General features: G+C 55.6%; 10 protein-coding genes and 1 pseudogene. 5 read left to right on the forward strand and 6 right to left on the reverse strand.

All coding sequences use genetic code 11. The annotated features are described in order from the left end of the window. Together RT613_RS16690 and RT613_RS16695 are read left to right on the forward strand one after the other, a co-directional pair. A partial coding sequence (locus tag RT613_RS16690) for a hypothetical protein (RefSeq protein ID WP_313617119.1) occupies positions 1-1,323 on the forward strand: 1,323 nt, incomplete at its 5' end. A 119-nt stretch (positions 1,324-1,442) separates the two neighbouring features. Further along, on the forward strand, positions 1,443-3,284 hold the full coding sequence (locus tag RT613_RS16695; protein ID WP_313617120.1) for a hypothetical protein: 1,842 nt from the start codon (positions 1,443-1,445) through the stop codon (positions 3,282-3,284). Positions 3,285-3,346: 62 nt separating this feature from the next. On the opposite strand, the gene RT613_RS16700 is transcribed toward RT613_RS16695, so the two are convergent. Then, positions 3,347-4,027, reverse strand: coding sequence for a YafY family protein (locus RT613_RS16700; RefSeq protein WP_313617122.1), 681 nt, complete (start codon positions 4,025-4,027; stop codon positions 3,347-3,349). A gap of 82 nt (positions 4,028-4,109) precedes the next feature. On the opposite strand from RT613_RS16700, the gene RT613_RS16705 reads away from it, so the two are divergent. Further along, complete coding sequence (locus RT613_RS16705; protein ID WP_313617124.1) at positions 4,110-4,706, forward strand: hypothetical protein; 597 nt, start codon at positions 4,110-4,112, stop codon at positions 4,704-4,706. Between the two features lie 84 nt (positions 4,707-4,790). Here RT613_RS16705 and RT613_RS16710 read toward each other — a convergent pair whose 3' ends face one another. Further along, entirely contained in the window at positions 4,791-5,261 is a 471-nt protein-coding gene (locus RT613_RS16710; protein WP_313617126.1) for a ferritin-like domain-containing protein, read from the reverse strand. 325 nt (positions 5,262-5,586) lie between these two features. Here RT613_RS16710 and RT613_RS16715 point away from each other — a divergent pair, with 325 nt between their 5' ends. Continuing rightward, positions 5,587-5,796, forward strand: coding sequence for a KTSC domain-containing protein (locus tag RT613_RS16715; protein WP_313617128.1), 210 nt, complete (start codon positions 5,587-5,589; stop codon positions 5,794-5,796). A 119-nt stretch (positions 5,797-5,915) separates the two neighbouring features. On the opposite strand, the gene RT613_RS16720 is transcribed toward RT613_RS16715, so the two are convergent. The 4 genes from RT613_RS16720 to gyrA form a co-directional block, all read right to left on the reverse strand. Beyond that, complete coding sequence (locus tag RT613_RS16720) at positions 5,916-6,182, reverse strand: hypothetical protein (RefSeq protein WP_409558840.1); 267 nt, start codon at positions 6,180-6,182, stop codon at positions 5,916-5,918. 78 nt (positions 6,183-6,260) lie between these two features. Continuing rightward, complete coding sequence (locus RT613_RS16725; protein ID WP_313617160.1) at positions 6,261-7,613, reverse strand: D-alanyl-D-alanine carboxypeptidase; 1,353 nt, start codon at positions 7,611-7,613, stop codon at positions 6,261-6,263. A 235-nt stretch (positions 7,614-7,848) separates the two neighbouring features. Continuing rightward, entirely contained in the window at positions 7,849-8,568 is a 720-nt protein-coding gene (locus RT613_RS16730) for a hypothetical protein (protein ID WP_313617129.1), read from the reverse strand. Between the two features lie 283 nt (positions 8,569-8,851). Next, positions 8,852-11,641 carry a DNA gyrase subunit A gene (gene gyrA / locus RT613_RS16735; protein WP_313617130.1) on the reverse strand — a complete coding sequence of 930 codons (2,790 nt, stop codon included), beginning with the start codon at positions 11,639-11,641 and terminating at the stop codon, positions 8,852-8,854. Positions 11,642-11,873: 232 nt separating this feature from the next. On the opposite strand from gyrA, the pseudogene RT613_RS16740 reads away from it, so the two are divergent. Then, a pseudogene (locus RT613_RS16740) lies at positions 11,874-11,985 on the forward strand (MarC family protein); the annotation flags it as partial.

An 11,985-nucleotide genomic window follows, 5' to 3' on the forward strand; every position in this document is an offset into this window, starting at 1 on the left:
AAAGAGGCTTCCCGCGAGTTTGGCAGCCGTATTGTGAATTATAGCGTTGAGATGGGTGTCGATCCGAACGTATTGCAACTCGCCGCATGGGTGTCCGAAGCCAGTCCACACTTTTTGACCGAAAGCGAGATGAAACAATATGTGGTAACAACACCTCTTGGAGATGACGCTGACGAGGTTCAGTCGGCATTGGAAACCACATCCAAAACAGCACAAGCGCAACGTCCCGCCCCTGCCCCCTTACCAGAAACTCCAGTCCGTTCTGCAACGCCAGAACAACGGGCTCAGGACATGATGTTGGCCTATCTGCATGCACTGCGCCGTGGAGACCATGAGGCGCTGGATTTTCTGCGAAAGACCTATGCAGACAAGGTCAAGACCGATGATGGCATGACATCAAAAGCGAGCTTGCTGAAAAAGAAACAGGCATTTTTCAAACAGTGGCCAATACGGTTTTACAGTTCAGACCTTGGTGTGAGAGGGGTGGAGTGTAAGGCAACCTGTGCGGTTAGCGCCTTCGTCATGTGGTATTGGAAAAACGCTGCGACAGGTGAGGCCCGCTCCGGAATGTTGGCGATTGTTTTGAACTTTGATCCCAAGACAAACAAAATAATCGGAGATTTTGCCCAGCTAAGTGGTGAGCGAGAGGAAAAATTCGGGCCAACCCATATGATCATTTCCTGGGATATTGTCGAAGGAGACTGCCGTCTGCAGTCCGGTGACCCGGCCGAAATCAAGATCGCATGCCAGGTTCAGCAGGAAATTGAAACGTTTTTAGCGGATATTGACTGGTGTTACGGCATCGCAGGCAAAGCACGTAACAAGCGCTGGCATGAGTGTGCCGCTGGAGGGGCAAACAGTCAGATCAAGGTGCCGCAGCTTTGGGATTATCCCGCAAGCCGATACAAGGGAAAGACCGTTTTGCCCGACTTCAAAGGGCGAGACGTCAAGTTTCGTAGTGCCGCCACCATCATTCGTGACGAGATGCGTGAAGGGCCAAATTTTGCCGGGCATTACAGGCTTATAAAAATTGATTGCGACGACGAAGGCTGCCCGATGTACTTTGTTGTCAATCACAAGACAGGCAAACCGACTGCCCTACCGAAACACAGTGATCGGGAGGGAGTGCGTGTCGGTTACCGACCTGACAGCAGACTTATATTCATGCAATACATATCTCCTGATAGTGCCAGCTGCATGATTGATGCTGTTGAACTCGCCGAGGGACAGGATGCCAGTGTGAACTGGCTGCTGACTGACAGGCTTGATATTGGCAATGCCAAGGCCTGTGATCGTCCAATCATGAAAAATCTGACGCAATGACATGGACCCGCGACCTCTCGTTTTGGGGCGCGGTTCTCGTAAATTTTCAGTCGTGGTGACGACGTCATTGGCGCCATGTCGGATGAGAGAAATTTTGGGGTAAGTGGGGACTTGGTCTGGTGTTTGTGCGTTTCATGCTGTGGGTATTTGTGGCCTGTCTGTGCTGGTCGAGTAGCGCCCGGGCCGAGATTACCTTCGAGCTGGTGACCATAGACGGCTTTTCACCCTACCTGCTGATCAGTGGTGAATTCGACGACGAATATGATGCCGAGCAATTGAAGTTGCAGATTGCTGATTACGGCGCAAAAATTGTCTCCTTCAACAGCGAGGGCGGCAATCTCATGGAGGCGTTGAAGTTTGGCAGAGTCATCCGCGATCTTGGCCTAAACACCGTTCAAGGCGCCAACTATACCTGCGCTTCTGCCTGTGTTTATGCCTTTTTGGGCGGCGTCGAACGTGATGCCGCCGACGGTTCGCTTGGTGTACACCGGGGGATTTACGCGACGAATGCAGACGATGTGGATCTGGATACTGCAATTGAATATCTGCAGGAAACAACGGGTGAACTTGCCGGCTACCTCGATGATATGGGGGTCAATCCTGCACTGTTGCGGATTTCGCTCTCCGTCCCGAATGATGACGTTCGCTATCTGACGACCAGTGAGATGGAAAAATATCGGGTAACGACCCCTCTCCTGTCGGTGCGCGAGGTTATCGACCGGCCGCCGGTAGCCTCCACGCCGCTTTTGAAGGCTCAAGAGGAAAAAGCACGTCGTTTCCTGATGAGTTACATGGAAAACCTCGGACGCAACGATAGAAGAAGCATGGCGTTCTGGAACAGGGCCTATGCTGGCGTGGTGGACAAAGGCGATTTCGAGGGTGGCGGAAAGACGCCCAAGGCGGATGTGCTGAAAAAGAAACAGCAGCTGTCCAAGGAATGGCCTGTGCGGGCATACACGCTCTATGAGGGTATCTATTTCATCATCTGCGAAGATATCTGCGTTCTGGAGTTTTCTGCAGACTGGTTCCAGAAAAGCGCTGCCGGTCGCGGTTTTCTGTCCGGGGTGACAATGTACAGCCTCTCCTGGAACCCCAGGACAGAAAAAATCACAGGTGAAATGGACAAGCCCCTGTTTGCCGAGCCGGACAGAAGAAAACCGGTTTCGATGTTGGAGCGTTGGGAAAGACGAGCTCTGGATTGCCGCAAGGGTGACAGCCAAACAAGGGACGTCAAGGATAGCTGTGACCATCAGGTTGCGCTGGAAAAGACGCTGAAATCCAATGGCTGGTGTTACAGGCCAAAGGGCCAGTCGATTGCCCGGTCTCAATGGAACGCTTGCGAGATGCCATCCGTTGCAAAGAAAAACGTGACCCTCAAAGCCTGGCGCAAAGAGACACTGGAGCCTCGGCGACAGGATGTGGTATCCTTGCCCAAACCGCCTGTTCCCCTGCCCCAAAATGTGGTCGCAGTGCCTGACAACAAGGTGGCAGCGCGCAACACGAGATTTGCCGTGCCAGACAGGACTGACTTTCCAGCCGCGCGTTATACGGGACGAACCTTGGCTCCGGATTTTTCCGGTGTCTACCGCAAGGATCAGGCGGCCCAGACAACAATTCGCACGGCGCTACGACACCGTCCAAATTTTGCCGGCCACTACACGTTCATCGACATCAAATGTTCGCTGAACTGCTCAACGCTTCTGGTTGCCAACCACAAAACGGGCAAGTTGAGCACGCTGCCCGGCGGAAACATTATGGGTGACGTCAAGGTTGATTACCGCCGCGACAGCCGGCTTCTTGCCGTGCAATCCGTCGATCCGCAGATCAAAAGCTGTGTTCTGGACTATTTCGCCATTGATGACGATGACAACGGCAGCGCCAGATGGACAATGGTCAAAAAAATCACGCTCGGTGAACCTGCATTGTGCCAACGACAGATCGACAAGAACCTGTCTGAATAAGGGGCTTGAGCCTTGCTGGCGCTGATGTTGTGCTGCCTGCCAAGCACGGCAAGGCGTGGCCGTCAGGGCAAGGTTTGCAGGTAATCCTCGAAACGTTTGCCCTTTTCCGTCCGGAAGCGATCTCCGGTCCGTGCCGCTGTGTCGATGCGGTCGACGCGCAGGTTGCGGAAATCCTGGCGCGTTTCGCACCAGATGGTCAACAGCCAGACCTCGTCAAACACAGTCAGGCCGAGCGGCCGGGCAATGCGTTGGCTGGAAACATCCTTCAGGTCACGGTAGGTTATGTCGAGCATGACCTTGTCGCGGATCGCAGAGCGCAACTGGCCGAGAATGGCTGCGGTTTTTTCCGAGACTTGCGAGGGTTTTGAAACAGCCCGCAGTGGCAGGCGTGAATAGGCTTCCGACGCGTCGCCCTCCAGAATGCCGCTGACCTTGGTCGATACCCGCCTTGCTGCATCGGACAATTGGCTGTCGCCACGTGCCGCGATCAGTCGCATGCCGAGCGTGATCGCCTCCAGTTCATCGGCATCAAAGCGTAAGGGCGGCAGGAAATAACCACGCTCCATCTGATAACCGATGCCTGCCTCGCCGCGCACCGGCGCGCCCATGGCCTGCAGGGTTGCCATGTCGCGGTAGATGGTGCGCAGCGACACGCCAAGCTCAGCCGCCAGGGTTTCGGCTGAAACCGGGTTCAGTCGACCACGAAGATGATCCAACAGGGCAAACAGACGAAGCGTGCGCATGGCAGTTCATCGCATAGCACTGCTGACGGAAACTGTCAGGGTGAAAGTTTTATCAGCGGCCTCCACCCAAAAAGGAGCTGAGATGACCACCACCTATTATGAGATCGTCACCTACACTGTGAGCGACGCTGAACCGGCCGACCGCGCCCGCGCCAGCGCACGAAATTTGCTGGCAGGCTTTTCAGGATTTTTACACTGGTCGGAATTTTCAGGGGCTGATGAGGTTGCCGCCCGTGTTGATCTGGTCGCCTGGGCCAGCAAGGATGAGGCGCTCGCCGCCGCCAAGGCCGTGGGCAGCAGCCCCGAATTCGCTGCGTTCCGCGCCAGCGTTTCCAATCTCATCTCCATGGAGCATTACAGGCTGCCCGAAGCAGCACCTCACCCCGTTATATCTGACAGTGGCGTCGAGATTGGCCGCTTCCGCCTGAAATCAGGTGTCAGCGAAGCGGCGATGCGCGCCGCCTATGATGAGATGGTAAGCCAGCACTTGGCGCGGCAACCCGGATGGCGGCGTCAGCATCTGGTGAAACTTGATGATGATGTGTTTGTGGATCTTGCCTTTGCTGACAGCCGGACACGGGCCGAAGTCATCTGCGCCGGTTGGGCGGAACAGGCTAAGTGCGATGCTTTCCTGGCGCTGATTGACCCCGTCAGCATGGAGTTCGGCACTGTGCTCTGAGGTTTGGCCCCTCACCGCTTGATCCAAAAACAAAGCCGCCCGGACACATCGCGGGCGGCTTTGGTTTTTTTGCAGATATTGGCGTCACTTGTTGATGGCGGTGACGGCCAGATTGGTCATCTTGCTGTTGGCAGCTTTTTCCTGGTCGAGAATTTCGCTGAGCAGCACATGGGCTTCTTCATTGCCCAGCACCTTGGCCCATTCACGCAAGGAGCCATAACGGGCGATCTCGTAATGTTCGACCGCCTGACACGCTGCGAGCAGGCCGGCATCCAGCGCCACACCTTCCGCCTCATCCATGATGCCTTCGGACTCTTTCAGCAATCCATCCGTGGCATCGCATTTGACGCCCTCGGGTTTGACACCAATGGTCTTGAACACCTTGTCCAGCGTCTTGATCTGCCCCTTGGTTTCTTCAAGGTGATGGTCGACCGCCTTCTTGAAATCGGCGCTTTTGACCGCCTTGGAGACTTTGGGCAGTGCTTTGACGATGGCGTTTTCGGCGTAATAGACATCTTTCAGCGTATGTTCGAACAGCTCGGCGAGCGTTTTCATGATTTCCTCCCATGGATGATGGTTGATTGTGGTGGTGAAGATATTGGTTGATCCGGTGATTGATTGGACCACTCACAAACGCAGCGTGCGCGCCATTCGTTCCGTGCAATAACGGCATGTCCTGGATGACTGCGGCCAAAACTGTTTGCGCCGCACCGGTTTTCAGCCCGCCAAATACATGCCCTATGGTGATGTGACGTAACGGCAGTTTGGGCCGCACAATTCGCTCAAATGCGCGCTAACGGCTTAAACAACCGTTCACCACCCTGTTTGACGGAAAATTTGGTTCCCTTGTGTAGGGTGCTCTCAAACAGGGAACAAAAAAATGAAACAACTCGCTGTCACATCGAAGATCATCAAGTCGGTTTATTTCAGCCCGGAAGACGGGCAGCTGCGCATCTGCTTCAAAAATGGCGAAGAGCGCAATTTCCGCGATGTGCCGGAAACCGAAGTCACTGCGATGTGCGCAGCGCCTTCTCCCGGCCAGCACTACATCAGCAATATCAGAGCGCATTATCCACGCATCGCAGCCTGATCTTGTCCAGCAATCGCTGAAACGCAAAAGGCACGCCCAGGTGTTTGAACCATGGAGCGTGCCTTTTAAAACCATCGGGCGGAGATCGTTTCCGAACCGCCCTTCCCATCTGCCTTTATTCAGCGGATGCGGATATTGATCGGAGCGCGGCCATAACGCGCCGAAATATGCAAATGAATATTTGCTTCCGGCTGATTGTTTCTCCATGCCCGTGCACCGTGGCACAGGAGAAGATTGACCAGATCCTTGGTCTTGGCCTTGGACTTGTTGAGACCAACGTCGGCAATGCGCATCGCCACTTCGTGGAGTGGATGCAGTACCGAATTACCTCTTTGTACAGGATTGGTCGTCGTCATAGCTTCAGAATAATTCTCGTTGCTCGCCATTTTTGAACCTCGTTACGCATAACAATTCGAGGACGGCACTGGCATGTCTGGAACATCGGACATGCCAGCAATTCATGCTTACTGAAGAGAAGCCCAGCAGCTAATGCCCTTCTTTTTCAATGCATTGCAGGCATTGACTGCTTTGCTCTGGTCGCTAAAGCCACCAAAACGTGCTCTGTAGAGCTGCGAGCCATCCTTGTTGAAGGCAACAGTGAATGGTGTGGCAGAGTTCAGAACCTTGCCGCCCTTGTCCTGTGCGCTTTCCAGCAGGGCCATGGCGGAATTCTTGTCCGGCGAAGCGCCGATCTGGATGACCCAGCCGGTGGCCTGGCGGGTGGACGAGGTCGTTACTTCGTCAACCTCAACCGCGGCAGCCTGACGTGCCTGGGCAACTTCTGCTGGCGGAACCATTGGTGCTGGAACCGGAGCAGATGGACGGGTTGCAGCTTCCATGGCCTGGACTGCTGCACGCGACGAGGTCGGTGCAAAGGCACTGGCGCTTGCAACTTCATTTTCATAACGGGTCTGCGGCAGTGGGCCGTCATTTGGCAGGGCCATACGCGATGCTGCGGTGTTTGCAGAGGCAACGGCCGGACCAACATCGGCAGATGGCGTATTGGCAATCAGGTTGCTGTTGGCGCCACGCGAAGCCTTTGGCAGGTATGTTTTCACCAGCTTGCGCATCTGTGCGTCACGGCTTGCACCCGATGTGCCACCGATAACAACACCAACGATCGAGCGGCCATCAATCTGTACCGAGGTGACGAGGTTGAAGCCAGCTGCACGGATGTAACCGGTCTTGATGCCGTCAACGCCGGCAACACTGCCAAGAAGGCGGTTGTGGTTGCCGATTGTCTGTTTGCCGAACTGGAACGAACGCGTTGAAAAGTAATGGTAATATTGTGGGTAGTGCTGACGCAGAGCAATGCCGAGACGCGCCTGGTCACGGGCTGTGGTCATCTGTGCCGTGTTTGGCAGGCCGTGGGCGTTGCGGTAGGTCGTGCGGGTCATGCCAAGGGCGCGTGCCTTGTTGGTCATCATGCGGGCAAAACGATCTTCCGAACCGCCGATGAATTCACCAAGGGCCGTTGCCATGTCGTTGGCAGAGCGGGTGACCAGCGCCTTGATGGCCTGTTCAACCGTCACGCTACCACCAGCGCGAACGCCGAGCTTGGACGGAGGCTCCTTGGAGGCGTTGGCCGAAACCGGAACCTTGCTGTCGAGGGAAATGCGACCGGCACTTAACGCTTCAAAGGTCAGATAGAGCGTCATCATCTTGGTCAGCGAAGCGGGATAGCGCAGGCCATCCGGATCATCACTATAGAGGATTTTACCCGTCTTGGCGTCGATCACGATGCCCGAATATTTCGGGTTCGCGGACGCCTGTTGTACGGAGGCCGATGTCATGACGACAGTCGCCAGCGCAAACATGCATACTTTGAAGAAAGACATTGACGAGCCTTTTTCGGACAACACTCGGAAAAGCGTTCTTGGCACAGCTAAACTCACTAATTGCATCTTGATGTTCCGTCCGGACACAACCCCAGCCCGACCGTTCATGTGTCTGACTTTAAAGCCATGGCGTTACCAACTGGTTTATGAATGGTATCTTCAGCCGCTAAAATTGAGCTAAAATCCGCTTAAACCGTTAATGTTCACAGGCTGTTCATCCTGCAATTCGTTGTTTCAAATACTGCGTAACCGCTTGATCCAGCGCGTTCCACTGCGAAAGAAGCGCCACCGGAAAACGGTAAAGAACGGTGAGGTCGCGGCCGAGCCGCACATCCCGTTGACAATCACCATTTGTTGATGGGCGCTCCGGCGTCGGCATCAGGCAGCGCACGACATAATCATCGGCTGATTCGTCGCCGTCCTGACGTTTTGCGGTTAACAGCACTTCGTTGCCGTAACCGGCATCCGGCTTGAAACGGTGAAGTTTCAGGCCAAATTTGATCTCCTGCGGCGCACCCGTGACCAGATGCGAATAGATGGCATCGAAGCGGCCCGACATGTCGCGTGACATGGTGCTTTGCGAAATCTGCACGAAGATGATCTTGCCGGTTTCGGCAAGGTCTTCAAACAACAAGCGATTTTCCTCGCTGTAACCGGCCATTTGTGGCCAGGTGAGATAAAGGTCGATGCGGTCTGCCTTGCCGTTCTTGCGCTGGCTTTCAAACCGGATGGTGTTGGCCGTCAGTTTCAACCGGTCCTGACCAATGCCCACATCAAAAGTGTCGGTTGAGGCGCTGTGACCGCCGGTTGCGGCACTGCGTCCATACCAGCCAACCGCGACGTTGGCGGCAGCGGCCACACCGGCAAGGACAAGGCCGAACAGGCCCAGTTTCACAAGGAAAAGCCTGGAAACCAATGGCTTTCTTTCCGGCATCAATACGACCCTCGCCCTTTACCCCGATGCGCCTCTTCTGTCTTGGCGCAGATATTTGCTGCCATGTTTTCGGCCACTGGCTGCAACGCAGATGTCAAAACCCCGTGCTGCCTTTCTCCCCAATCCTGTGGCCATTTTGAGGTCGGCAGACTGAAAATCTGCTGCACTACCGTTTTGTCCCAAAAAAAGATCAGCGCTTCAAATCAAACAAGGCCGGATACAAAAACACCCCGCTCATCTCAGCGACAAGCGGGGTGTTCTCATTGAAACATGGGGTCAGACCTTATTCGTCCGATGTTTCCGTTGGTGTGTCGGCCTCGACGATTTCGGCATCGATTGCCGTTTCAATCTCGTCATCACCTTCCGGTTCGCTGATGCGCTCCACGGACACAACCTTTTCGTCCTTGGCGGTCGAGAAGATGGTGACGCCCTTGGTGGCGCGGCTGGCGATGCGGATGCCGTTGACCGGAACGCGGATCAGCTGGCCACCATCGGAGACGAGCATGATCTGGTCCTTGTCTTCAACCGGGAAGGCTGCAACCAGTTCACCGATTTCTCCAGTCTTGGAGGTATCGGTGGCGCGGATGCCCTTGCCGCCACGGCCAGAGGTGCGGAAGTCGTAAGAGGAGGAACGCTTGCCGAAGCCCTTGACCGAAACGGTCAGCACGAATTCTTCACGTGCCTTGAGTTCCTGGTAACGGTCTTCGCTCAGTTCGCCTTCTTCCGTCACTTCCTCACCAACCAGTGCGATGTCTTCTTCATCGACACCGGCAGCGCGGCGTTCGGCAGCGGAGCGCTTGAGGTAGGCTGCACGTTCCCATGGCTGGGCATCGCTGGAACCAACGATGGTCATGGAGATGATGCGGTCGCCCTCACCCATGTTGATACCACGCACACCCACCGAGTTACGGCCGGCAAACACGCGAACATCATCAACCGGGAAGCGGATGCACTGACCCAGAGCCGTGGTCAACAGAACGTCGTCACGGTCGGTACAGGTTTCCACGGACAGGATTTCATCCCCGTCCTCTTCCAGCTTCATGGCGATCTTGCCATTGCGGTTGACCTGCACGAAGTCGGAGAGCTTGTTACGGCGCACCGTTCCGCGGGTCGTGGAGAACATGACGTCAAGCTTTTCCCAGGTGGTTTCATCCTCTGGAAGCGGCATGATGGTGGTAATGCGCTCACCCGGCTGCAATGGCAGCATGTTGATGAGAGCCTTGCCCTTGGACTGCGGCGTGCCGATTGGCAGGCGCCAGACCTTTTCCTTGTAGACAATACCGCGTGAGGAGAAGAACAGCACCGGTGTGTGGGTGTTGGCCACAAACAGGCGGTTGACGAAATCCTCGTCGCGCGTTGCCATGCCGGAACGGCCCTTGCCGCCGCGGCGCTGCGCACGATAGGTGGTGAGCGGCACACGCTTGATGTAACCAAGGTGCGACACGGTCACCACCATGTCTTCGCGGGCGATGAGGTCTTCATCGTCCATATCTGGACCGCCTTCGACGATTTCACTGCGGCGTGGTGTGCCGAATTCGTCGCGGATGGCAATCATCTCATCCTTGACGATCTGCTGAATGCGCAGACGCGAGGACAGGATTTCCAGATATTCGCGGATTTCATCGCCGATCTTGTTCAGCTCATCGCCGATTTCATCACGACCAAGCGCCGTCAAACGGGCCAGGCGCAATTCAAGGATCGCACGGGCCTGTTCTTCCGACAGATTATAGGTCTTGTCTTCGTTGATGCGGTGACGCGGGTCATCGATCAGACGGATCAGGCTTTCAACATCTGCGGCCGGCCAGCGGCGGGTCATCAGCTCTTCACGGGCAGATGCCGGATCCGGCGCGTGACGGATAACGCGGATAACCTCGTCGATATTGGCAACGGCAATGGCCATACCAACCAGGACGTGGGCGCGGTCACGAGCCTTGCGCAGCAGGTACTTGGTGCGGCGGCTGACAACGTCTTCGCGGAACGCCACGAAGGCGCGCAGCATATCAAGAAGTGTCAGCTGCTCCGGCTTGCCACCATTCAGCGCCACCATGTTGCAGCCAAACGAGGTCTGCAGCGGCGTATAACGGTAGAGCTGGTTGAGAATGACTTCAGCGTTTGCATCACGCTTCAGTTCAACAACCACGCGGTAGCCCTGACGGTCGGACTCGTCACGAAGGTCGGAAATGCCTTCAATGCGCTTGTCCTTGACCAGCTCGGCCATCTTTTCAATCATCGTTGCCTTGTTCACCTGGTAGGGAACTTCGGTGATGATGATCTGCTCACGGTCGCCGCGCATCGGTTCGATGGTGGCGCGACCGCGCATGATGACGGAGCCACGGCCCGTTTCATAAGCGGAGCGAATGCCGGCGCGGCCAAGAATGATCGCACCCGTCGGGAAGTCCGGACCGGGGATGATCTGCATCAGATCAAGCAGCTCAATGGCCGGATTGTCCATCAGGGCAATACAGCCGTCGATCACCTCGGACAGGTTGTGTGGTGGAATGTTGGTGGCCATGCCCACCGCAATACCACCGGCACCGTTGACCAGAAGGTTCGGGAACTTGGCGGGAACGACAACAGGCTCTTTCAGCGTGCCGTCATAGTTCTCGCGGAAATCAACCGTTTCCTTGTCGAGGTCATCCAGCAGCGAATGCGCAGACTTCTGCAGACGGCATTCGGTGTAACGTTCAGCCGCCGGCGGGTCACCGTCGATCGAGCCGAAGTTACCCTGACCATCGATCAGCGGCAGGCGCAAGGACCAGTCCTGCGCCATACGGGCCAGTGCATCGTAAATGGCCATGTTGCCGTGCGGATGGTATTTACCCATCACGTCACCGGTGACGCGGGCGCATTTTACATATTTCTTGTTCCAGTCGATGCCGAGTTCCGACATGCCGAAAAGGATACGGCGGTGAACCGGCTTGAGGCCGTCACGCACGTCAGGAAGAGCGCGGCTAACGATAACGCTCATCGCGTAATCGAGGTACGACCGCTGCATTTCTTCCATAATGGAAATCGGTTCGATTCCGGGAGGAAGTTTTCCTCCTCCTCCTCCAGTAGGGCTATGCTCAGTCAAATCAGATCACATTCTATTTTAAGAATCGGATGGATTTTTATAGCGGAAAGAGCCGCATAGCGCCAATTTCACGGAGACTTTTGAACAACCTTTTGCGGCATTTGCAAGGTGAAAACGCTTTTGACGCCTCCACCCAAGAAAATGCGCGACAAGAAGACGAGAGTCAGGCAGCCTTTAGGGTGAAAAATGCAAGATTTGACCAAAAGACATAACGTAACGGAAGGCAGTTTGGATGGTTAGCGGAGAAATATTGCTCAATGCACTGACCACGCTGCTGGTTACGCTGGACCCGCCGGGGCTGGCGCCGGTGTTCCTTGGCTTGACGGCTGGCATGACACGCGCCC

Source organism: Agrobacterium sp. (assembly GCF_032092815.1).
Classification (GTDB): Bacteria; Pseudomonadota; Alphaproteobacteria; order Rhizobiales; family Rhizobiaceae; genus Agrobacterium.

Bases quoted from the DNA above. Each gene is read 5' to 3' on its own strand.
- RT613_RS16715 (WP_313617128.1), top strand. From the start codon at position 5,587: ATGAAACAACTCGCTGTCACATCGAAGATCATCAAGTCGGTTTATTTC.
- RT613_RS16720 (WP_409558840.1), bottom strand. From the start codon at position 6,182: ATGGCGAGCAACGAGAATTATTCTGAAGCTATGACGACGACCAATCCT.
- RT613_RS16700 (WP_313617122.1), bottom strand. From the start codon at position 4,027: ATGCGCACGCTTCGTCTGTTTGCCCTGTTGGATCATCTTCGTGGTCGA.
- RT613_RS16705 (WP_313617124.1), top strand. From the start codon at position 4,110: ATGACCACCACCTATTATGAGATCGTCACCTACACTGTGAGCGACGCT.
- RT613_RS16725 (WP_313617160.1), bottom strand. From the start codon at position 7,613: ATGTTTGCGCTGGCGACTGTCGTCATGACATCGGCCTCCGTACAACAG.
- RT613_RS16710 (WP_313617126.1), bottom strand. From the start codon at position 5,261: ATGAAAACGCTCGCCGAGCTGTTCGAACATACGCTGAAAGATGTCTAT.
- RT613_RS16730 (WP_313617129.1), bottom strand. From the start codon at position 8,568: ATGCCGGAAAGAAAGCCATTGGTTTCCAGGCTTTTCCTTGTGAAACTG.